Origin of the sequence: Photorhabdus caribbeanensis, assembly GCF_018448885.1 — a bacterium.
Classification (GTDB): Bacteria; Pseudomonadota; Gammaproteobacteria; order Enterobacterales; family Enterobacteriaceae; genus Photorhabdus; species Photorhabdus caribbeanensis.
This window is the reverse complement of sequence record NZ_RCWB01000053.1, coordinates 1-23,063: the sequence shown is the minus strand read 5'-3', so window position 1 is coordinate 23,063 and position 23,063 is coordinate 1. Positions and strand designations below refer to the sequence as shown.

Sequence of the window (23,063 nt, the reverse complement as noted above, 5' to 3'; positions counted from 1 at the left end):
ATTAGGATCGCTTTTTTATGGAAGAGAGAGATCTTAACGTTTTAATGAGAGAAATACCTATAAAAAGTCATGTTCTGATTTTTATTTAACCAAAATAACCTTATTAAAAGTGTGAGATCCCACCCTGCAATTGAACACCAATACCTTTGGCTGTTTTTCCCTCGCTATATTGATGTAGTTTAACGATGCTATTTAGACTTGGGCTCACTACATCTCCTGTGAACTTAATAGTGGGGATATTTCTATCTTTACATTGAATAAGAATATAAAAGCTATTACGACCAGCAGTAGAACCTTTTCCTTTAAATGAAGAAGTATTCATCCTTCCAAGTTTTATTTCTTTATAGGGTGTGGATGTCATACAGCTTTGACTGCCAATTATATTGTCCTTATTATATTTGATATTTATTAATTTTTTACCATCACTTGTTGATAAAGAAGATATAAACCCTCTTTTTAGTATGGAGCCTGATTTGATATCACTCTCTTGAATAAGATTAATTGTTATTTTACCAATATCTCTTAACGTTATTTTTCTATTGATGCCATCATGAGAGCTACCCCTAACATCTCCATCATAAGATATAAAAAAATATAAATTATCTACACTGGTTTTTATCCGACCACTCTCTTTGGCGAATTCTATTCTCCCTGATGCTGTTTCGAAAAATATATCTTCATTATTATCACAGCTAGCAATGGTTGAGTCGGCTTTAATTCCTATTTTGTTAGCCAGCTCCATAGGACCGTATTCAGCGATGGTAATAGGTCTTCGAATATTAAAGTCTGCATTGATAATTTCATTTATCTCAACATTTAAATCAATTGCTTTAAATTTCTTGCTTAATTTACATGAGGCAATTGACTTTGTAATGTTTAGTAGTGTTAATAATAATATTGCTAATATAATTAATTTGTTTCTCATACTTTCCCTGGATAAATACTACTTTAATTACTGACAACGTAATGAGGTCAGAATAATACCATTAATTTTTTGATATAATTTACTATCGAATTGGATATGACAGCTTTGTTTATCGCCTAAATCGGCGATTAATTTTGCTGTGTCACTCACACCACTCAGGAAAACTTCTCCCTTTTCATTCACCATACCATTAACGCCATTTGGACCCGTAATGACTGTGCCGAATGGAAGTTTCTTACCGTGATGTTGTAAAGTTAAAAATACTCGATGACCAACACGAATGGAATAATCCGCCAATACTAATGCACCCTTGGTTGGAATGACCTTAGTGGTTGGATTATCAATATCTACGTCATCACCGAATGTATTGGTATCAAGAGATAACATATTTTCCCGATATTGCGATATATAAGGCACAACGGTATATCCTCGCCAATCTGTACTGATAGAGGTATTATTCAGTACCTTGGCATTGGTTGCCCCGGGGGCGCGAATTAAGGCACTAGCGCCGCTTTCGCTAATATTTTGCGCCAGGGTAACGCCATAGGGATGGGCAATAATGGCTCCCTCTAATCCATAATTAACCCGCTGATTTTTTCTATGATCAGTAGTATAACCTACATTAATTGAACCATATGAACCTCTGTAATATAGACTGGCGGCATTACCTGATTCTTTTTCTTTCTCAGATTTTTCATAGCTGTAATTTTGAGAAATACTATAGTTCAGATTCTGTTGTTCCAGTAAAGAGCCGGATAATGTCATTGAGTGCTGGCTGCTGCCGTTGATGTTATAGGAGGTATCATAATCTACCGATGCACTGTGATTATCTGATGGCAGCCATTTATCCAGAGGAATACTGATATTGAATGAAAACACCTGATCGTTATTAATGTTTGAGCGATTACGGTGGTAATTGTAGCTCAATGACAAAGAGATATCATGAATATTAGTATTATAGGACATAGAATATGACCGATTCTTACTGGTTTTATCTTGCCAGTAATCTTGTTGCCAGGCCGATAATGAGAGACTGCCATATCGCCCTAAACTTTGGCCCATTGTTATTTGCATCCGGTTTTTAGGCGCGCTATTTCTGTTATTATCAGCAAATTGGTGGTTATTATAGGTATAGTTATTATTGGCATAGCTATTGGCGTCGCTAAAACTATAATAACCATTGGTATTGTAGCGATAACCTGCTAATGTCACCGTTGTATTAGTTTCAGTAAAACCTTTACTGTAGCGTATCTGATAAGATTGCCCGCTTTTCTTTTCTCCATTTGGGAAATGAGTTGCTGCATTGGTGACATCGATTGATACTGCGCCAAATTTCCCCAGATTATGCCCTAAACCTAATGCATGACTTTGATAGTCAGAAGAGACAATAACTCCACCATAAATGGTGGTGCTATCCCATAACCCGTAAATCGCTTCTGTCTGGATAAATCTTTTTTTACTAGCCTGTTTGCCACCGCTAAATTTACCGATATTAGCAAAATATTTCATTTGGCCGGCACGGATCATCAATGGTGAGGCAGCAAAAGGCTGAGTAAATTTTCTGACATTGCCATTTTCTTCATAAATGGATATTTCCAGATCACCATTCAGGTTACTGGGGTAAATATCGGTAATTTCAAAAGCGCCTGGCGGAACAAAAGTCTGATAAATAATATTATCTTTCTGGTGCACTTCTATTCTTGCGTGAGTCATCGCAATACCGCGGACAACAGGCGCAAACCCTTGTTGGCTATCAGACATCAATTTAATGCCATTAAAAGTGAAGCTGTCGAATACCATGCTATCGGTGGATGTTTCACCTAATACCAATCGAGATCTCAATGGACGAATATCCCGTTCAGCATAGGCTTTAAGCGATTTCCATTCAGATGTTGTACCCGTATGGTTGTAGTAACTATTATGACGAATTCGCCACGGGCCTAAATTAAAGCCACTACGTAAATTCAGATATTGATTCTGTTCACTTTGATTTTTATTCCAGGACTGCATTCCTGTCAGATGATAATTGGTGAAAAACATCGGCAAACCATCATCCCATTGATCAGGAGAGATATCTCCCCTGATTTGCGATTGCATGGCAGCTTGCGGAAAATTCAACATCAGTGTCAGAGCGCTTAAATCCAGTTCTGCTGACGCCTGTTTAATATATTTTTCCGGTTGAGAAATAATCTCTTGTTCAGCAAGGGATGCTAATTCTGGGAAGCTTGCTGTTTTTACCCCGATTTCTTTCAATAAACTGATAGATAATTCAGGGCAAAGTTTATTTCCACAGTCAATAAAGGATAGGCTTTTAATGCCGATATCCTTTTTATTGACGATAACATTAACTTTATAGACGCCTGGAATATGGGAGTCCGTTTTTGCCAAACTTTCCAGATTAATATTTTCTCTGTCTTCGTCTGATAGTTGTAATGCATTGATATCGAAATACAGCTCTGCATATGCTGGCAACGATAAACAACAAATCATTAAAGCAAAACTGATTATTCTTTTCACAATACACTCATCAGACAATATTATCAGAAATTAAACTGGCGTTCTTCTGTTGTGCCACCGTAATCATTGATAGCAGTCAGAGTTACGCTTTTTATGCCATTTGGGGCTGAAAATACCTTATGACTAAAAGGGGCGATAAATCCGGGTCTAGGTATTAATGTTCCGTTAATTTTCATCTCATTAAGATTAACGTAATAAGCCGTGGGGTTAGTTAATTGAACACCATTGGCATGACGTGATGCCGCCAAACGATTAATGGCATCATTAGCATCGTTATCAGATAGCCCTGATGGACGATAAATCAATTTGATAATGTTTTTTATCGTGATGATCATCTTGCTATTGTCATTTTTTTCAACTGCCGGAATCGCATTGATATTGAGTAAAAATATCGATTCCCGATCCGCTGGCAGGTCATTACCGATATATGAAACACGAATCTGGTGCTCGCTCTCTTTCGACATCTTAAACAATGGCGGTGTAATAACGAACGGTACTTTATTTTGACTGTTATCGATATTATCTACCCATGATTGAACAAGATAAGGTCTTTCTATGTCTGAGTTGGTGATAGAAATCGTGGCTTCTTTTTGTGAGCCATTATAGATCAGGCGAGTTCCACCTAAAGTAATCCCTGCTTGTACTTGCCCTATAAAAAAGACAAGCAAAAAGGGAGTAATAAAGCGAAGCATTTTTACTCCTTTAGTTATAAATAATACTTTGTTATAAGTTAGCTTTAATAAAGTATTTAGCTGATTTTATGGATATATAAGTGTGAAGTTTACGTCTGAATTAATAGCACCATCACCTACTGTAGCATTGGTCGATTGTAATTTTGCTATAAGAGGGATGCTGACATTCTTACTAGTAATGCTATATCCATTAACTGATGTATTGGCATCTATTTTAGTTCCACTATCTTTAGCCAGTAGGATGCCGATGCCGTGAACTCCTGAATTGTACAAAGTAGTATCATTGGTATCTTTGTTACCCGAAAATTCGATACCTATAGCTGAACCGGGGCAATTGGTTAAATCAATTTTAAATGACTGAGAAGCTGCTATGGTTCCTTTTGAGTTCTTAAATCTTTCTTTTGGTATTTTACCAAAGTTAACTGTTTGATCTTTTCCGCCACTAATAGTACAGCCGTTCTCAAGAATAGTACCTCGGAATTTAATTGTTCCATCATAAGATAACGCACTGAAACTACTAAAAACTGCTAATACTGTTACTAGAGAAGCCAAAATAAAATTCTTTTTCATTTAAAAATACCTTACCTTAATAAATATATTTTTAATCTTGCCTATACAATAGAAATATACATCCAACCAATATTATAGTTTAATGGTTGATGATATCATTAAAGTCATTTTTATCATGGTATATAATGCAATAGCATTTTTAACCATTTTTACATATATCTTTAGGTTATCCTAATTTATCATTGTTTCTCACCATATTATAGTCTGTCTCATCTATATTCATATTATTGATAATAATGTCTGATATTAATTTCTTTCCAGAGAAGAATTGTTTTATTCTCTAAAATATCATCTATCGTTACAAATCTATTCGTATTGTTAATAATGATTCTTATTTTTATTAAGATGTCTAAAACCTTACGATGCGATAAACCCCGTGTTAATAGCAAAATTCTTTTAATGTATTGCTAATAATGCAATGAAAAGTTCTTATAGGTAAGGTGCATAGTACATATGGATAAATTCATCTTCACTATTTTTATTGAAGTGGAAATTCAATAGCGACATTAATAAAAGTAGTCTATAGCTACTCAATGCAACACACTAGTATCTTACTCAAAGAAAGTGAATATTCTGATTGGGCAAACCGTAATATGTAATGCCATCGCATTAATGATATTAATACGATCGGATAAACTGCCATCTTAACCACAGTTAAGATAACGAAAATTTCTTCTTATTTTTCTTAGAATCTTAAGTTAATTTCCAATCCAGAGTTTCTTCTTTGTTTTAGGTCTATTTCTCACTCGACGGAAAACAGTATTAACTAAAATATGATCTTTTTCAACAACTTAAACAAAAAAATAGTATTTTTTTTGCAATTAATTAAAATTTCTTTCTATTTCATTGTGTTATGAAATTAAATTAATCGATTGATTGAGTTAATTCAATCAAGAAATAATAATGATGTTTATTTAATGTCTTATTTTTCATCATGATATAAATTAGACAAATTGATTCATTTTTGTCTTATTATTAATTCGGATATTCTATTGCTATTAGTGTGACTGTATATTTCATCATCAAAATCATTAATCACAGTTTTAGTCATGGCAGAAATTAACTGGGCTGGAACCACGGTGTTAACAGATGTCAATCTATGTGGTGTATACATTTAGCATTTCTGTCTGGTGGAATGACATCGAAACAGTTAACAAGTTACTGTACATTCGCATGAGTAAGTGCAAATAACTTTACCTACAGCTTGATTCGAATAATAAGTGTGTTTTTTCTGAGGAGAGCAATTTAAAAACTGCCTGATAGATATCTTCCAGAGGAATGTTGTTTACATTTTGGGGATCATAAAGTGTGACACATTGGTTTTCAGAAGCAAGAGGAGCCCAATTCTCCGGTTTAGTGACACCATAGAGGGCAACTAGTTTTTTGCTTAACGCGGCTGCTAAATGGCATATTCCACCATCACCCACAATGATCAGATCTGTGCTGCTGAGAAGTGACAAAAAAGATTGTAATGATTGACACTCTACTATTTCAGTTCGATCTCCTATCATTACAGATAATTTCTCAGCATTTGATCTGTCATGTCGAAGAGTAGAGATAATAAATTTCACATCTGGAAAATAATTTCTCATTTGCTGAGCAATTAATGCTATTCGTTCATGGGTAATATAGCTACTTTTCCGATTGTTAGAGACAGAAAATAAGATTGTGGGAAAGCCATATTGTTTAATTGGTAGCAGATGTTGAGATGGAATTTTAGGGAATAACTTAGAGGATAATTTTTTTATTTCAGGGAAAAAGGTTTTTAATATTTTGAGTGATTGATGATGCCCCTTAATGTGTTGCGGGCAGGTTGAGTAATTGATTAACTTTTCATGCCATTGATTTGATTGTATTACCGCATAACATTTTTTGGCCCCTAAAAACCATAGAAATAGGTTATTCAGTTTCATGGGGGTGGGCTTTGCTGAAATGGCGATATCAAAATGTAATTTACGCCATTTCAATGCGGTTCCCAGAGTAGTGATATATTTATTTCCTTTGGGAATAATACGTGTTGTAACTTCAGGGCAAAGATAATCAGCTAATTCCTTGTTATTAGATTCGATAAATAGATGGATCTCCGCTATGGGAAATTTATATTGTAAATATCTGATTAATGGTTGAGTACAAATTAAATCACCAAGACCATTACGGCGTAAAATTGCAATTTTCATTTGTTGTTAACTGACATATGGACAAATAGTGCTAATAATATTGTAACTTTCGATACCATGAAGTGGTTATGATAACTTTTGTATCCGCAAATTGCATACCGTAATTAATACGGAAATTCTTGGAATCGCTTACATCCTTTTGGTTAGAGATTCAACACTTTTGGAAACTGCGGGATGGATTCAAGATCATAACACCGGGGTCATTACGGCATGGACGATAGGTGGAATCGCAACAACAGAAGTTTCAATGCGGGTTCCGTTACCAATAACTTTTCCAACAGGTATTTTAAATGTTCAGGTGTCAACTAAAATACCTAAATACGACGCCTTGGCTGATGGTTTTTGGCAAATTATTGATTGGGATAAAGCATCAGTTACTGTGGAGTTGCAATTAGTTACAACTCATGGATTTAATCGTCAATATCGACCTATGATTTATGTTGTGGGGTATTAAATGAGGTATATTTATAGCCCAAAATCAAATTCATTTTATCCGGTTGAACTAAAACAGCGATATATAGCTTCTGACTCATGGCCTGAAGATGGTATTGAGGTAAGTGAAAAAATTTATTTAGAATTCGCGTCGAATAGTCCACCGGTAGGAAAGCGTCGTATTGCTGGCTCTGATGGATTACCCGCATGGGGTCATATTCCGCCACCATCTCAAAAAGAACTGCAACGTTCGGCAGAACGAAAAAAGCAGCATCTGATGTTACAGGCCGCAAATACTATTGCACCGTTACAGGACGCCGTTGATTTAGATATTGCTACGGATAAAGAACACACCAAACTAACTGAATGGCGTAAGTACAGGGTGTTGCTCAGTCGGGTGGATTGCTCAATTGCCCCTGATATCGTATGGCCGGAACAACCAAAGTGATGATAGGGTGTGTAATCGCAAATGTCGTTGCTATAGATCTCTACCAATCTAGACATGGATGTCTAACCAACATCATTCGGGAATATCACAAGGTTTTCCATCTGCAACAGAGCACACTCCATGTCAGAAGAAACCTTTTACCTATGACAAACCGCAGGATTGTTATGGCTGCCCGCAGGGCGAAAAACTGATTTATATCCTAATCGGCCGTCAGGGATACTGGTATTATCAAGCGCCGTCGGCTGTCTGCCAGTGTTGTCCGCAACAGCCTAAAATATCAATAAGATAGCCTTGCTGGTCGCGATGCTTTGTTGTTTTTATCTCTGGAGAGCGAGCAATTTTATTGTAGAAGACGCGAAAATAGCGCCCTGACGGGCGATTAAACCGAATTAATGAGAAAAATGAAGGCGTTATGATTCATAATGACAGGAACAAACCCCGTTATTTTCAACTAGGTTTCTCATCGGTTTGTATAACATTACAGAAGGTATAGGATTAAAGATAAAATACGTCAATGTTTATAATATATTTATTTGACGCAAGCATACCGGCCGCACCGTATTGGCGATGATTAAGCGGTGAAAGCCACGTCCTGTGGCAGATGTTACGCCTCGGTTTCCTGGAATGTCTTTCCCACACCGTTTCCGGCATACCCTGGCAACTGAACTGATGAAAGCGCCTGATCGTAATTTGCAAATGGTGCGCGGATTACTGGGCCATCGCAGTATTGCCACAACGATGGAATATATTGATATCAATCTGGATATTGCCGGGCGTGCGCTGGAACGTGAGTTGATGTTGTATATCGATGTTGAACCAGAGAGAGGCGAAATGTTAATCAGATAAAACAAAATCTCTTCGCTGTTGCCTGAATCTGTCTTTTTCTACATAAATAATTTCTTGTAGCAAGATAGGGAATTTTTTTGAACCGATACAATTTCCCGTAATTAACTTTCTTCTGATCAATTAGGAAAGTTGATTAATCAACATACAACATCGTATTAATTAATTTATTTTGGTTTGGATGGTTTGACAGTTGCAATAGAACTTGTAAGTATTGCGCTTTAACGAAAAAAGGACATCTGATTTTTCAGATATCCCGAATCTAGAATCCCTTTAATTAACATCGAAATATTGCATGATTGAATAATGCCACGCGATGCATTTTTAGGTTCCAGTATCGAACGCTCATTGAGCTTTTTATCTCTCAATCAACGCACTTTGAATTGGTGCCCGGAGGCGGAATCGAACCACCGACACGAGGATTTTCAATCCTCTGCTCTACCGACTGAGCTATCCGGGCAACGGGGCGCATTAAACCGTATTCAGTAGAGCTCGTCAATAGATTTCTTTGGAAATAGTGATTTATGCTTTGAAATTATTCGATTAGCTAGAAATGTAAGCAAAATAATAACGGAGAGTAGAAAAGTTGCTCTCCGTTATTTTCTTAATATTTTAATGTCTTAATGATGGTAGCCTTTCTGGGCAGTATTGACTTTCATCAAGTAACGACGTGATTCTGCCGATGGATGTTTGGTTGTCAGGGTTTCATAAACATCACCTGGCGCCATTTTATTGATAATTTGAGCCGCTTTTTTCTTATCGCTGGAAAATACCCGTAATACACTACCTGCGCCACCGTTGTAAGCCGTTATTACTGCATAGCGGCGAGATGTTGCGTTAGTAATGTCACCCAGATAACTGTTTTGTAATATCGATAAATATGCTGTGCCGGCGTCGATGTTGTTTTCTGGATCAAATAGGTAACTACGGCTTGGTTGCCCTGATTTACCTTTCATCTTAAAGACATCACGGCCAGCAGTATGTTGTACAACTTGCATCAACCCAAGTGCATCGGAACGGCTGACTGCATAGGGGTTGAAGCTGGATTCTATTTGCATAATTGCCAAAATCAGGGATTCATCTATGCCATATTTAATGGAAGCTTGTCGAATCAGCGGCAGATATTTATGAGCACGTTTGTCCAGATGGTTTGGGACCAGTTGTATAGTGACAGACCAAATGACATGTAGACCAGATTGGCGTTTTTGTAATTTATTGGCAATCAGGTAATCTGCAAAGTGTGTCGCTCGCCATTCCCAACGAATCGGTTGGCCGTTATTGTCCGTAACTTGTCCGTAAAGAAAGGGTTCTTTACTGATCTGGATATCGTTAGTATCAGAGTAAAGATCAACGGAGCCTGGATCATCGCCCATTAATAAGGTCGTGATAATGGCTTTGCGTAAATAGGCTGTAGGGTCAATTGGAGAAATTGTTTCAATCGTGATCGTTCCAGCTTCAAAATTGATATGGCTGCGAGTCTGGTATTGATCAGTATATTTTACGTAATCTTTTGGGCCTGCAATTAATACTTCATGCAACCCCCAAATGTTCTCAATGTTATGAGCAAACTGGCCCATCAAAATATCAAAACCATTGGTATCTTTTATATATTCTTCTCGGTATTCACGGTTTTTGTTGCTGGTACAGGAAACAAGAATTGGGGCAATAACAAACAGCGCTAACAGTTTTTTCATCTTACATTGCCATCAGGTGTTGAATACAACATCAGAGCCGCTGGCTCTGATGAAAGCTAAATATTATTTTTCTGGTGGGGTATATCCATCAATTTGAATATCATGACCTTCGAATAGGAATTTAGTCATTTCCTGTTCAAGCAATTTACGATCTTCCGGGTTCATGGTGCTGAGTTTTTTCTCATTGATCAGCATGGTTTGTTTGCTCATCCATTGCCCCCACGCTTCTTTGGAAATTTCATTGAAAATGCGTTTGCCCAATTCGCCGGGATAAAGCTGAAAATCCAGTCCTTCGGCTTCACGTTGTAAGAAAGTACAAAAAACAGTTCTGCTCATAATAAATCCTCAAAATAGTGGGTATGGGATTCAGCTCAGTTGCTGTAATAGATATTCAACTGGTGCTGCCAGCCCAACAGTTGCGGGTTGCTGTAAGTTATACCAAAGTCCTTTATTTTCATCCATGCAGGTGGTAAAGGATAAAATATTTATTTTTATCGGCACAATGTCTAGATGAAAATGGCTAAATGTGTGGCGGAATGCGGTGAGTTGTTCATGTTTACTATGAGAAATACCTGATTGTTCTAGCCAACCATTTAACAAATCCATGCTCTCAAACTGAGGAAATGCAAACAAACCACCCCAGATCCCCGTTGGCGGGCGCTGTTCTAACCAGACAGAATCGTGATTCTGTATCAGCAGGAAATAAGCTGTTTTCTCAGGAATGCTCTGTTTAGGTTTTTTTCCTGGATATTTGGTCCAGCTATGGTTAGCGTAAGCAATACATCCTTGATTTAATGGGCAGATTTCACACTTCGGTTTGCTGCGAGTGCAAACCATTGCGCCTAAGTCCATCATCGCCTGATTAAAATATTCCACCTCTTGCGCCGGCGTTACATTGGTGCTGATTTGCCAAAGGTTGCTTTCAACCTCTTTTTTACCAGGCCAACCTTCTACAGCATAACAGCGGGCCAATACCCGTTTAACGTTGCCATCAAGAATCGGGAAATGTTTACCTTGAGAAAGTGAAAGGATTGCCCCCGCTGTTGAACGACCAACGCCAGGTAGGGCGACAACATCTTCAAAAGTTGTCGGGAATTTACCTTGGTGCCGCTCCACAACCTGCTGTGCTGCTTTATGTAAATTACGAGCGCGAGCGTAGTAACCAAGGCCGGTCCATAAATGAAGGACTTCATCAAGGGGAGCTGCGGCAAGTGAAGTCACATCGGGAAAACGTGAAATAAAGCGCTGAAAATAGGGAATGACTGTCGCAACCTGAGTTTGTTGCAACATGACTTCTGAAAGCCAGACGTGATAAGAGGTCTTTTCCAATTGCCAGGGCAGGGTTTTACGACCGTAACGATGGTACCAATCCAGTACCACTGTGGAGAATTGCTTTGCTTCCATCATTGGGATAATTGTCTTTAGGGAAAATCAGTGTTTCGTGAATAGGATTGCAACATAGTGTAACCTCGCTGTAAACCGGAACTTTATTTTCGCAGCGCTACGCAATTTCGTATTAAAATTATACTTGTCACGATCGGACTTGCTAAAATCGCCCATCTTTGGATAATGCGCTCTCTTTATATACCCAATGGATTTCAAGATGCATCGCGACGGCAAGGGAGCGAATCCCCGGGAGCAGAGAACTCTGTTACCGAGGTAAGTGAGTGCAGCCAACAAAGAGGCAACTTGAAAGATGACGGGGATAGGTGGTTTGCTGGTGAAGCAGCCATAAACGGCTGAATAAATGCCTTTAAAACTGACAGAAATACCATGATAAATAACGTAATTTCGCCGGAATTTGATGAAAATGGCAGGGCGTTGCGCCGTGTTAGGAGTTTTGTTCGTCGTCAGGGCCGGTTAACTAATCGTCAGCAACAAGCACTTGATAATCTCTGGCCAAAAATAGGTGTTGAGTATCAGGCAGAAAAGCTGGAACTGGCAGCACTTTTTGGGCGAGAAGCCCCTGTAGTGCTGGAAATTGGCTTTGGCATGGGGGCATCGCTTGTCGCAATGGCAGGCCAGAATCCAGAAAAAGATTTTCTTGGGATTGAGGTTCATGCGCCTGGTGTCGGCGCTTGTCTGGCTTCCGCAGAAGATGAAAATATCGGTAACTTGCGGGTGATGTGCCATGACGCGATTGAAGTGCTGGAAAACATGATCCCGGATAATAGTTTGGAAATGGTACAGCTTTTCTTTCCTGATCCGTGGCATAAAGCACGTCATAATAAACGCAGGATTGTACAGCCGCCATTTGCTGAACTGATAAGAAGCAAGTTGAAAGTGGGTGGCGTATTCCATATGGCGACTGACTGGCAGCCATATGCTGAGCATATGTTGGAAGTGATGAATGGCGTAGATAATTACCTTAATTTGTCTGAAAATGGTGATTATGTACCGCGTCCATCTTCACGCCCGATAACGAAATTTGAATTGCGCGGTCAGCGGTTGGGGCATGGCGTATGGGACATAATGTTTAAGAGGATTAAGTAATGGCTAAAAACCGCAGTCGTCGTTTGCGTAAAAAGATGCATATTGATGAATTTAAGGAATTGGGTTTTTCTGTTAAGTGGAGTTTTCCATCTAATACACCTGTAGATATTATCGATAGCACTGTTGATGCATTTATTGATGAGCTGATTGAATCTAATGGCTTAGCATTGGATGCCAGCGGTTATCTGCATTGGGAAGGCTTAATCTGTTTGCAAAAAATTGGTATGTGTACAGAAGATCATCGCCAATTGGTTGAAAAGTGGTTGAAGGATCGCGGTATGGAAGATGTCATGACCTCCGAATTGTTTGATGTTTGGTGGGATTGATAATCTATCGGCTATAAAATAGCATGAATCACAACAGGGGTCGCTGGTGATTAATGAGCGCCCCTGTCTGGAGTAAAATCAGTGAGTACAACGTTCTCTAATACGTTATTGTCGGATATCTTGCGACAAGTTCGTCCCCTGATTGGCCAAGGGAAAGTGGCAAATTATATTCCTGCATTGGCGGAAGTTCCTGCTGATAACCTGGCAATAGCCATTTGTACCATCGATGGGCAGATATTTCATGCTGGAGATGCTCAAAAGCGTTTTTCGATTCAATCTATTTCTAAGGTATTAAGCCTGACTCTAGCCATGACGCGTTATCAGGAACAAGAGATCTGGCAACGGGTTGGGCAGGAGCCCTCTGGTCAGCCGTTTAACTCATTAGTTCAGTTGGAACTGGAAAAAGGCAAACCCCGTAACCCTTTTATTAACGCGGGCGCATTAATTGTCTGTGACATGTTGCAGTCGCGATTGAGTGCGCCTAAACAGCGTATGCTGGAAGTGGTGCGCAAACTTGCTGGTTGCCCTGATATTTGTTACGACAGCAAAGTTGCCCGTTCTGAAATGGAACATTCTCACCGCAATGCGGCGATTGCCTATCTGATGAAATCCTTCGGTAATTTCGATAATGATGTGCTTGCGGTACTGCAAACTTATTTTCATTATTGCGCTTTGAAAATGAACTGTATTGAGCTTGCTAAGTGTTTCATTTATTTGGCGAATCAGGGGAGTACGATAGGTTCTGCGCAGCAAATCCTCAGTCCTCGTCAGGCCCGACAGATTAATGCACTGATGATGACCTGTGGTATGTATGATGGTTCCGGCGAGTTTGCATTCAGGATTGGTATGCCAGGAAAATCAGGCGTTGGTGGCGGGATCGTGTGTATCGTGCCAGGAGAGTTTACTGTTGCTGTCTGGTCGCCGGAATTGGATCGATCGGGGAACTCTTTAGCGGGTTGCGCTGCCCTAGAATTGTTAGCCGACCGTGTTGGGCGATCCGTTTTTTAACTCTCAATCCATTTTTTAATTCTCAGGTGATTTTCTTAGGAGAAAACATGTTACGCAAAATGATCACTGTTGCATCTTTGCTGTTTGTTGCTCAGGCTCAGGCAGGTTATGAATGCCAGGTAAATCCACAGAATGACATTATTATTACTTCTCAATCAGTTCAGGTTGTGGGGGCAAGTGGCAATCTCCAAATTTCACCTGATGGTTCAGTAATTCGCGATGGAAAGAACTTAAGTCTAAATACTGAACAGCGCCAGAAAGCTCAACGTTATCAGCAGGCTTTACGGCAGGATTTGCCTTGGATTAAACAAGAAACCGGAAAACACCTGATAACGGCCCGCAACTCCTTGGATAAAGTGGTAGTAGATACTATCGGCAAGGATAGCAATGTGCGTAATCGGTTGTCTGATCTTGAATCAGGGCTTAATCAGCAAATAAACCGAATTATTGAAACTCGCGCTGATGGTATGGCATTCCACCATCAAGCGATTAAGCAGGTCGAAAAAGATAGCCGTAGCTTAATTGAGCAAAACCTTGGTGGGGTGTTACAGGACAGCATTAATGAGATTGGCAGTAAACAATTTAGCCTGAATGGTGATAATAATCAGGCATTACAATCGTTGCTTGGTAGTTTGGGGGGATTGCAGAATAATTTGAAAGCTGAATGGCGAGCTCAAGAAGAAGATTTCCAGCGTTTTGGCAAAGAGGTTTGCGGTAAGATCAGTGGCCTTGAGCAACAAAGAATTGAGTTACTGAATTCTATTAAATAATTGCTAATAATTACAAATAAGAATCAATTTGAAATTGATTCTTATTTAGATTGACATATTTTTTTCGCTACCTAGAATGCAAATGTTTACTAAATATCCTTTCTTGGAGTCGATATATGAAAAAGATAATCCCTGTCGTTCTGGTATCGTTATTTGCTGTTGCAAGTCATTCCGCATTTAGTCAGGAATCTTCTGTATTTACCCCAAATGTAGTTACAGCTCAGGCTAATGATAAGATCACAGTTAAGCACCTTTCCGGTGAAACTGAAGTCAAAAAGAATCCTCAGAAAGTCGTTTCATTTGATTTCGGTATTTATGATTCATTAGTTAAATTAGGTTTATCAGATAGGGTTGTTGCATTACCTACTGGTAATACGCCTGAATATCTCCGTAATAGCTTACCTAAAGGGGTAGAAAATGCGGGGGGGATGAAAGAGCCAAATCTGGAAAAATTGGCGCAAATTAAACCTGATTTGATCGTTATTAGCGGGCGTCAAACTTCTTCCTATGAAAAGCTGTCAAAAATAGCACCGACAATTAATCTGGGAACTGATAGCAAAAATTATCTGGCTTCAGTTGAAAGTAACATAACGTTATTAGGTGAATTGTTTAATAAACAGAGTGAAGTGAAAGATCAACTTGCTGAGCTGGAAAAAACTATTGCTAAAGCTCAGGATAAAGCTAAATCTTCTGATGCAAAAGTTTTAGTATTACTGCATAACGCAGGTAAATTAGCTCTGAATAACCAGAGCGTAGTGTATGACGTGGTTAAGGCACAGAAAGCAGAAGTATCTATTCCTGCTGGTGAAGATAAAAACAAATTTGTTGTAGTGACTTCTGATATGATTGCTAAGGCCAATCCTGATGTGATTCTCATTATTGACCGTAGTGAAGCAATTGGTGCAGGTAAGCTGGACAAAGAAAAATTTGAAGATGATAAAATAAAGTCTACTTCAGCGTATAAGAATGGCAAAATTACTTACCTGAAATCTGATCTGTGGTATTTATCAGGCGGTGGTTTGGAAAGCTTAACTGCACAAGTTAATGCTGTAGCTGATGCCCTTTAATCAGGTCATGCGCCATTTTGAATTTGAATAGTTATTGAAGTTTCACAATGGATTGTTTTAGATTTGGTCTGACAGTTATCGGTTATTTTATGCTGGTGGCTGTCAGGTTTGGTCTGAGCATCGCGACGACAAGGGAGCGAATCCCCGGGAGCATAGGGTAACTATGTGACCTAGGTGAGTGAGTGCAGCCAACAAAGAGGCAACTTGAAAGATAACGGGTATATGAATAATTAGCTTATTATGCGTATTTCCAGCGAAAATATAGATAATTTTTATATTCGAAATAATGCTTTATTTATTCATAAAATATAATGTTAATGTGTCATGATATAAATAAGATTCTAAAATAGTGCTACATCTTATACCACTCATAATTCCATATATAACAATGGGTTGAAGAAGGCCATGTGTAGCGTAGTTATGAAACGCTATTTATAGTGTGAAAACTAATATTGTTATTAATAAATATATTTATTTCATATGTGAGTAAGCTATAAAATTATTTAAATTGGTCATTTTCAAATAACAGTAATTGATCTAAATATTTTTTCGGATGGTAATTTTCTTTCTGTGAAAAAATAATTATTTAAAAATATTAATAGTAATTTATATATTGGTTTTACAAGGTGAAATTATTATTTATTTTACATTTTAGCGTCTGATTTATTCGAGTTTATAATATGGGTGATGATATTTATATTGAAAGGAACTTATTATAAATAATAAGTTCCTTGATAATTAAATGAGATTACAGATAAAGGTTTTATGAACAAGTATTAGCCGCGTCTACAGAGTCAAGGGCCAATCTGGCTATAGCAGGACCCGCCAGTGCTATTTCTGCAATAAATGCAGCTCCACCTGTAGCAAACCATATGGTTAATTGTGCGATTGCAGTTATTCCAGTAATCATCCAATTGTACCAATGCATTGTCTCTTTTAGGCAATCAGTTATTCCAGAAATACCTATATCATCCTTAACTTTAGCAATTAATGACCAGGTATGCTTTGATTTATCAGTAATAGAATTCGAATTCTTAAGGTCATGAACGATAGTCAATAACTCATGTATAGCCTCATGACCTAATTTTTTCAATAATATCTGTGTGGCTGATTCTCTTTCAAGTTTATGTATGCCCATGAATTTAAATGCAAGTTTAAAAGCATCTGCGATAACTATACCAATTGCATGAATGCATGGAGATTCACCTGCGTACTCTATTAATTTTGATCTTCCATCAGTGTCAGTTGGAGCTGAATTATTAAAATGCAATCTCTTGTAAGCATCATTTACAACCATGTCAAAACTAATATTTTCTTTTTGATGATCTGAAAGTTGATCATAAAAATCTTTATAATACGGAGTCAGTGCTGTAGCGAGGTCTTCTTTGGATAAAGTATATAACATTTCTTTATTTTCAATGTTCATTTTTTACCTCAATCAACGTGAAATTAAAAATAATGTTTTAAATGTTCGTGCTTATAAATAAAAACACAACCAAACACAAATTAAATATAGTCGTATTTGAGATAATTTAAATGATATTATTGTGTCGTAATTCACATATATTAAAATTAATATTGTGTAGAACGTGTTTTTATTAAATTATTAATTAATATACTTGTTAATGATCGATATTAGCTATTATCTACGTGGTAAATATATTTATAGGAGAGACTTGTGAATTTTTTATTATTGTTTTTTCATTATATTTGTTGATTTGCTTTTATAAACATTGATTTTCTGTTATTTAAAATTAAAATATTGATTATTATTTTAATATTAATACCTTGGTTAATTTATATTTTATTTGAATTGGGGGAGATAATCAGCCCTCCGAAAAGAGCAGGAATTCAACACTGGACAATCAGTTGCTATCGTCTAATGAGCACCCCCACTGAAGTTCAGTAGGGGGAATGATTATGAATAGCACCAAAACCAATGGCGGTATTAATTTTATGCAAAGATAATCTTTGTGGAGTTGAATTTCCCAAAGGCAATTTCTATGCTAGAGAAATAGTTCCAATAATGAATTTAGGAACAGTTTCCCTTTCTGCGTAATTTGCCAATGTGTTGCTGTTTCAGAGAGATAACCTGCGGCTAAGGCTTGTTCAATTTGAGTACGGATTGAGGTTTCAGATAACCCAGTGAAATCACTGAAATCTTGTTTTGGCATCATTTCCAGTAGACGGAATCGGTTCATAAAAAATTCAAATGGCCGATCTTCATTTTCTACCTGATGCTGTTTATCCAGATAGCGTCCTTGCATATATCCGCGGGGATGTTTAGTTTTCACTGTACGCAGAATACGCCCATCTTCAAATGTGATTTTCCCATGAGCGCCACAGCCAATACCAAGGTAATCTCCAAAGCGCCAGTAGTTGAGATTATGCTGGCATTGATAGCCCGGTTTGGCATAAGCAGAAGTTTCATATTGCTGATAACCTGCTGCTGTCAACAATTGGTGGCCTTGTGAAAAAATATCCCATAAAGCGTCATCGTCGGGCAGAATGGGAGGGCGAGAGCCAAAGCTGGTATTAGGTTCAATAGTCAACTGATACCATGAAAGATGTGGTGGTGATAATTCGATTGCCTGACGTAAATCATCCAGCGCTTCATCAAGGCTTTGGTTCGGCAAACCATGCATCAAATCCAGATTAAAACTGCGTAGCCCCAGACTAGCGGCTAAATGTGCTGCCCGTTTGGCTTCATCCGGTCCGTGAATACGGCCAAGGCGTGCCAGTTTATCTGGGCTGAAACTCTGCACGCCAATGGATATTCGGTTAATCCCCGCTTGCTGATAACCACTAAAACGGTCTGCTTCCACAGTACCCGGATTAGCTTCCATAGTAATTTCAGCTTGTGGCGATACCGGTAGGAGGGCACGGACACCATCCAGCAATTGTTGCATTGCCTGTGAGCTAAGCAGGCTAGGAGTTCCACCACCAATAAAGATAGTGGTAACTTCCCGACCGTTGACCATTGGCAGATCCGTTTTCAGATCTGCCAATAAATGGTCAACATACTCTTGGTGCGGAACATCACCTTTCAAGGCATGAGAGTTGAAATCACAGTAAGGACACTTTTGTACACACCACGGGATATGGATATAAAGACTTAGTGGTGGGAGCTTAAGCATTACGTAGTGTATCCAACATCATCTTTAGTGCCTGACCACGATGTGAAACGGCATTTTTTTGTTCACCGGTTAATTCAGCGGCAGTACAACCTAATTCCGGTATGTAGAAGATAGGATCATAACCAAACCCACCATTACCGGCAGGTTGGCGTGCGATAATCCCCGGCCAGCGGCCATGAAATACCAGGGGTGTTGGATCTTCCGCGTGGCGCATATAAACCAGCACACAGTTAAACTGAGCTTGACGTTGATCATCAGGAACATCTTTCATCGAATCTAGCAGTTTTTCTAGATTTTGCTGATCGGTGCTGTTTTCACCTGCATAGCGGGCTGAATAGATACCTGGAGCGCCGCCAAGGATATCTACGGATAGACCAGAATCATCCGCAATTGCCGGTAGGCCAGTAACTTGTGCAGCGTGGCGAGCTTTAAGAATGGCATTTTCAATAAATGTCAGCCCAGTCTCTTCGGCTGAATCTACGCCTAATTCAGTTTGAGCAACAATATCCAGACCAAAATCAGCCAGTAATTGTGCCAGTTCACGAACTTTTCCGGGGTTGCCGGTTGCCAGAACGACTTTTTGCATTATTTTGAATCCAATTTAATTCTTATTTACTGTATCAGCCATAAAAGAACATCAGCGCGGAGATAGTTCAGTGCGTAGAGGATCAAAATGACGATCATTGCTGAAAAATCAAGGCCGCCCATTGCTGGGATAATACGGCGGATAGGTGCCATCAACGGTTCTGTCAGTTGCATCAGAACATAGTCAATCGGATTGCGCCCCTGGCTTATCCAGCTTAGCAAAGCACGTGCCAGCACTAACCAAAATACCAGTTTACCTGCTGCTGTCAGCAATTCGATTAACCCGAGAGGAAGGAGAAGCGCGTGGAAAGTAACCTCGCCGCTATTGAACAAAGGTTGCGTGATAAATTTAAACAATACCAAAACGTAAGCGACAACAATGGAGGCAGTATCGAGCGAGCCAATAGCCGGTATAACTCGGCGTAATGGCCGAACGATCGGTTGAGTCATTTTCACAATAAATTGGGCGAATGGATTATAAAAATCACAGCGAGCCCATTGCATCCATACACGAAGTAATAAAACAGCAATGTATAAATCCAGAACTGTGGATAGAATAAAGGTTAAAAATTGCATTTAGCAGCCTTGATAAAATTAAAAGTGTTTTTCCATTTCCTGTGCCCGGCGAATAACCGCCTGCATAGCGTTGGATACGATTTCTGGCAATTTGCCTTCATAAAAAATACGTAATGCTTCCGCAGTAGTACCGCCTTTAGATGTTACCTGTTCACGCAGGGTTGCAAAAGGGAGATCTACATTTGATGCGGCCAGTGCCGCAGAACCGATTGCCGTTTGCAAAACAATTTCACGGGCTGTTTGGCTATCAAAACCTAAACGTTCTGCTTCCTGTTGCATTGACTCCATAAATAGGAAGAAATAAGCGGGCGCACTGCCTGCTACGGCGATAATGTCATTGATGCCGTTTTCATCTTTTACCCAGTAGGTTTTACCGACACTGTTCATTAATGCTTGCGTGAAATCACGGTCAGACTGGTTGACTGGTTCAGATGCGAATAATCCACTCAACCCCTGACCAATTAATGCCGGTGTGTTTGGCATGATACGGACAATATTGAGTTTGTCTTGTAATAAAGCATCAAAGCGTGCAACGGAAATACCCGAGGCGATAGACAAAACCAGTTTGTTACTGAAATCTACGTTTTCTTTCAGAGGTTGACAAACATCTGCCATCATTTGCGGTTTTACCGCCAGAACAACAACGTCGGCTTCCTGTGCGTAGCGAATATTGTCACTACCGCTGTTAACGCCATACTCTTTTGCCAGGGCATCACGGCGAGTATGACTTGGTGCGCAGACATTAATTAGTTCAGCAGGGTACCCTCCTTTTACCAATCCGGCTATGATGGCGTGAGCCATATTACCCGCACCAATAAAGGTAATTTTACGTTTTTCCATTAAATACCTCGTAGCGTTGAAATGGTTAATTGTGATATTGACGGGCACCGAAAATTGCTGTTCCAATTCGTACTAATGTGGAACCACAATTAATAGCCGCAGCCATATCATCAGTCATCCCCATTGAGAGGGTATCTATTTGAGAATATTCAGTTTTCAGGTTAAGGAAGGCTTGCTCCATTCTCCTAAAAACCACCAATTGACGTTCATAGTCAGGTTCCGGCGCCGGGATTGCCATTAAACCCCGCAGCTTTACGTTTGGTAGTTTGTTCACTTCGGCAGCCAGAGTAGGGAGTTCATCAAGTTGAATACCTGATTTGCTCTGTTCATCACTGATATTTATTTGAATAAGAATATTCAGCGGTTCCATTCCCTTCGGGCGTTGTTCGTTCAAGCGTTGTGCTATTTTTAAGCGGTCAATGGTATGGCACCAGTTAAAATTTTCTGCCACCAAACGGCTTTTATTAGACTGTAACGGACCGATAAAGTGCCATATCAAATCATTACAATTTGCAAAATATGCAATTTTTTCTACACCTTCCTGCACATAATTTTCACCAAACTGGCGTTGCCCGGCAGCGATTGCTTTTTCGATATCTTCCACAGGTTTGGTTTTACTGACTGCAAGCAAGGTAATTTCTTCTGGAGCGCGTTCGCATTTCTGTGCGGCAATGGCGATATGGGTCCTGACATCTTGTAAATTTTGTTCAATATTGTTCATGGTGACTCAGGAGATTAAAAAATGAATATGGATAAGTTAGTGGCCCTTAGTGTAAAGCATAATGCTTCAGATCTGCATCTTTGTATTGGACAAGTTCCTGTATTACGTATAAATGGAGTGCTTTGCCCGCAAACTCAACTGCCATCTATAAATAATCTATTGTTGGAAGAGTGGAGTAGACAGTTTTTATCAGAAAATCAGCGACAACAGCTATTAACTGGTGGACATGTGGATTTTGCGCTGGAGACAGAAAATGGCCAACGATTGAGAGGCAACATCTTTCGTCAGCACTCTGGGTTGTCAGCCGTTTTGCGTTTAATTCACTCTCGGTGTTCAACCCTAGAACAGCTAAAAGCACCTGAAATTATCCGTGAAATGGCTTTGCGGGAAGAGAGTGGGCTGATTCTAGTGACCGGCGCTACAGGCAGTGGGAAGTCGACAACGTTAACTGCTATTGTGGATATGCTGAACAGCCACAGTTGTCAGCACATAATTACATTGGAAGATCCCGTGGAATTTATCCACCACAGCCGCCATTGTCTGATACAACAGCGACAAATTGGGTTGGATTCGCCCAGTTATCAGGACGCGTTAAAAGGGGCTCTCCGGCAAGATCCTGATGTATTGCTGTTGGGTGAGTTGCGGGATAAGGAGACAATACGTTTGGCGTTAACTGCGGCAGAGACTGGGCATCTGGTGTTGTCGACTTTGCATACCAGAGGTGCTGTACAGGCAATTGATCGGTTGGTAGATATTTTCTCTGCTGAAGAAAAAGGATGGGTACGTAGTCAGCTAGCAGGCAGTTTGAAAGCTGTGATAGCACAGCAATTAGTTTCTGCACAGGGAGGGGGGCGAGTCGCTGTATATGAAGTATTGGTGGTTAATCAGGCGGTGAGTCATCTGATACGAGAAGGAAAAAATCATCAAATAACAACGCTTATGCAGACGGGCGCTGCCAGTGGGATGCAAACCTATGAACAAGGCTGGCAGCAGCGTAAATTGCAGGGATTACTGGCAGAGCAAACAGAAAGGAAGATTAAAGAAAATGCTATACCCTATGGATTTCAAGATGCATCGCGACGGCAAGAGAGTGAATCCCCGGGAGCATAGCTAACTAACCTCAGCTTCGTTTAAAAATAGCGATATCACAATCCCGTAAATTCAAGCTCGGTTTTTTAGGTTGGAATGTATAAGCAATTAGGCCAGCGACGATTTCCAATAAAAAACCGAGCTGACTGCGGT

22 protein-coding genes, 1 tRNA gene and 3 pseudogenes are annotated in these 23,063 nt (G+C 39.3%); 10 read left to right on the top strand and 16 right to left on the bottom strand.

Annotation, left to right across the window (positions count from 1 at the left end):
- Positions 1 to 103: 103 nt before the first annotated feature.
- The 5 genes from EAE90_RS21940 to EAE90_RS21920 all read right to left on the bottom strand — a co-directional run bounded on the left by EAE90_RS21940 (position 104) and on the right by EAE90_RS21920 (position 6,881).
- Complete coding sequence (locus EAE90_RS21940) at positions 104 to 925, bottom strand: hypothetical protein (RefSeq protein ID WP_214055275.1); 822 nt, start codon at positions 923 to 925, stop codon at positions 104 to 106.
- Between the two features lie 27 nt (positions 926 to 952).
- The gene (locus EAE90_RS21935; RefSeq protein WP_339921755.1) at positions 953 to 3,442 is read right to left on the bottom strand and encodes a fimbria/pilus outer membrane usher protein; all 2,490 of its coding nucleotides are present in this window, start codon (positions 3,440 to 3,442) and stop codon (positions 953 to 955) included.
- 23 nt (positions 3,443 to 3,465) lie between these two features.
- Positions 3,466 to 4,134: a fimbrial biogenesis chaperone gene (locus EAE90_RS21930; protein ID WP_214055273.1), complete on the bottom strand. Its 669-nt coding sequence runs from the start codon at positions 4,132 to 4,134 to the stop codon at positions 3,466 to 3,468.
- A 66-nt stretch (positions 4,135 to 4,200) separates the two neighbouring features.
- Positions 4,201 to 4,704 (bottom strand): fimbrial protein, encoded by a 504-nt coding sequence (locus tag EAE90_RS21925; RefSeq protein WP_214055272.1) that lies wholly within the window; start codon positions 4,702 to 4,704, stop codon positions 4,201 to 4,203.
- A gap of 1,193 nt (positions 4,705 to 5,897) precedes the next feature.
- Positions 5,898 to 6,881: a glycosyltransferase family 9 protein gene (locus EAE90_RS21920; RefSeq protein ID WP_214055271.1), complete on the bottom strand. Its 984-nt coding sequence runs from the start codon at positions 6,879 to 6,881 to the stop codon at positions 5,898 to 5,900.
- A gap of 160 nt (positions 6,882 to 7,041) precedes the next feature.
- Between EAE90_RS21920 and EAE90_RS21915 the strand changes: the two genes are divergently transcribed.
- The 4 genes and pseudogenes from EAE90_RS21915 to EAE90_RS21900 all read left to right on the top strand — a co-directional run.
- Entirely contained in the window at positions 7,042 to 7,335 is a 294-nt protein-coding gene (locus EAE90_RS21915; protein WP_214055270.1) for a hypothetical protein, read from the top strand.
- Complete coding sequence (locus EAE90_RS21910) at positions 7,336 to 7,761, top strand: tail fiber assembly protein (RefSeq protein ID WP_214055269.1); 426 nt, start codon at positions 7,336 to 7,338, stop codon at positions 7,759 to 7,761.
- A gap of 124 nt (positions 7,762 to 7,885) precedes the next feature.
- Positions 7,886 to 8,029, top strand: a pseudogene (locus tag EAE90_RS24775) (IS5/IS1182 family transposase); the annotation flags it as partial.
- A 365-nt stretch (positions 8,030 to 8,394) separates the two neighbouring features.
- Positions 8,395 to 8,607 (top strand): annotated as a pseudogene (locus EAE90_RS21900) (tyrosine-type recombinase/integrase); the annotation flags it as partial.
- Positions 8,608 to 8,988: 381 nt separating this feature from the next.
- On the opposite strand, the gene EAE90_RS21895 reads toward EAE90_RS21900, so the two are convergent.
- From EAE90_RS21895 to mutY, 4 genes are all read right to left on the bottom strand, one after another.
- Positions 8,989 to 9,064: transfer RNA gene (locus EAE90_RS21895), tRNA-Phe, on the bottom strand.
- 160 nt (positions 9,065 to 9,224) lie between these two features.
- Positions 9,225 to 10,298 carry a membrane-bound lytic murein transglycosylase MltC gene (gene mltC, locus EAE90_RS21890; protein WP_214055268.1) on the bottom strand — a complete coding sequence of 358 codons (1,074 nt, stop codon included), beginning with the start codon at positions 10,296 to 10,298 and terminating at the stop codon, positions 9,225 to 9,227.
- A 63-nt stretch (positions 10,299 to 10,361) separates the two neighbouring features.
- Positions 10,362 to 10,634: an oxidative damage protection protein gene (locus EAE90_RS21885; RefSeq protein ID WP_049583168.1), complete on the bottom strand. Its 273-nt coding sequence runs from the start codon at positions 10,632 to 10,634 to the stop codon at positions 10,362 to 10,364.
- A gap of 30 nt (positions 10,635 to 10,664) precedes the next feature.
- Positions 10,665 to 11,705: an A/G-specific adenine glycosylase gene (mutY, locus tag EAE90_RS21880; protein WP_214055267.1), complete on the bottom strand. Its 1,041-nt coding sequence runs from the start codon at positions 11,703 to 11,705 to the stop codon at positions 10,665 to 10,667.
- A gap of 366 nt (positions 11,706 to 12,071) precedes the next feature.
- Here mutY and trmB point away from each other — a divergent pair, with 366 nt between their 5' ends.
- The 5 genes from trmB (at position 12,072) to EAE90_RS21855 (ending at position 15,962) form a co-directional block, all read left to right on the top strand.
- Positions 12,072 to 12,791, top strand: coding sequence for a tRNA (guanosine(46)-N7)-methyltransferase TrmB (gene trmB / locus EAE90_RS21875; protein ID WP_214055266.1), 720 nt, complete (start codon positions 12,072 to 12,074; stop codon positions 12,789 to 12,791).
- Positions 12,791 to 13,117 (top strand): YggL family protein, encoded by a 327-nt coding sequence (locus tag EAE90_RS21870; protein ID WP_214055265.1) that lies wholly within the window; start codon positions 12,791 to 12,793, stop codon positions 13,115 to 13,117. Before trmB ends, EAE90_RS21870 begins: the two co-directional genes overlap by 1 nt.
- An 81-nt stretch (positions 13,118 to 13,198) precedes the next feature.
- Complete coding sequence (glsB, locus tag EAE90_RS21865; RefSeq protein ID WP_214055264.1) at positions 13,199 to 14,125, top strand: glutaminase B; 927 nt, start codon at positions 13,199 to 13,201, stop codon at positions 14,123 to 14,125.
- Between the two features lie 47 nt (positions 14,126 to 14,172).
- Entirely contained in the window at positions 14,173 to 14,895 is a 723-nt protein-coding gene (locus EAE90_RS21860; protein WP_214055263.1) for a YggN family protein, read from the top strand.
- A 116-nt stretch (positions 14,896 to 15,011) separates the two neighbouring features.
- The gene (locus EAE90_RS21855; RefSeq protein ID WP_214055262.1) at positions 15,012 to 15,962 is read left to right on the top strand and encodes a siderophore ABC transporter substrate-binding protein; all 951 of its coding nucleotides are present in this window, start codon (positions 15,012 to 15,014) and stop codon (positions 15,960 to 15,962) included.
- A 763-nt stretch (positions 15,963 to 16,725) separates the two neighbouring features.
- On the opposite strand, the gene EAE90_RS21850 is transcribed toward EAE90_RS21855, so the two are convergent.
- From EAE90_RS21850 to EAE90_RS21825, 6 genes are all read right to left on the bottom strand, one after another.
- Positions 16,726 to 17,388, bottom strand: a complete 663-nt coding sequence (locus EAE90_RS21850) for a hypothetical protein (protein WP_214055261.1) — start codon at positions 17,386 to 17,388, stop codon at positions 16,726 to 16,728.
- 580 nt (positions 17,389 to 17,968) lie between these two features.
- Positions 17,969 to 19,099: a radical SAM family heme chaperone HemW gene (hemW, locus tag EAE90_RS21845; RefSeq protein WP_214055260.1), complete on the bottom strand. Its 1,131-nt coding sequence runs from the start codon at positions 19,097 to 19,099 to the stop codon at positions 17,969 to 17,971.
- Positions 19,092 to 19,685 (bottom strand): XTP/dITP diphosphatase, encoded by a 594-nt coding sequence (locus EAE90_RS21840; RefSeq protein ID WP_214055259.1) that lies wholly within the window; start codon positions 19,683 to 19,685, stop codon positions 19,092 to 19,094. The genes hemW and EAE90_RS21840 overlap by 8 nt, the downstream gene beginning before the upstream one ends.
- Positions 19,686 to 19,711: 26 nt before the next feature.
- Positions 19,712 to 20,260 (bottom strand): YggT family protein, encoded by a 549-nt coding sequence (locus EAE90_RS21835; protein ID WP_214055258.1) that lies wholly within the window; start codon positions 20,258 to 20,260, stop codon positions 19,712 to 19,714.
- 18 nt (positions 20,261 to 20,278) lie between these two features.
- Complete coding sequence (gene proC, locus EAE90_RS21830; protein ID WP_214055257.1) at positions 20,279 to 21,100, bottom strand: pyrroline-5-carboxylate reductase; 822 nt, start codon at positions 21,098 to 21,100, stop codon at positions 20,279 to 20,281.
- Positions 21,101 to 21,125: 25 nt separating this feature from the next.
- Entirely contained in the window at positions 21,126 to 21,821 is a 696-nt protein-coding gene (locus EAE90_RS21825) for a YggS family pyridoxal phosphate-dependent enzyme (RefSeq protein WP_214055256.1), read from the bottom strand.
- Positions 21,822 to 21,842: 21 nt separating this feature from the next.
- Between EAE90_RS21825 and EAE90_RS21820 the strand changes: the two genes are divergently transcribed.
- Positions 21,843 to 22,931, top strand: coding sequence for a type IV pilus twitching motility protein PilT (locus EAE90_RS21820; protein WP_214055255.1), 1,089 nt, complete (start codon positions 21,843 to 21,845; stop codon positions 22,929 to 22,931).
- Between the two features lie 10 nt (positions 22,932 to 22,941).
- Here the strand turns inward: EAE90_RS21820 and EAE90_RS24770 are convergent.
- Positions 22,942 to 23,063 (bottom strand): annotated as a pseudogene (locus EAE90_RS24770) (IS982 family transposase); the annotation flags it as partial.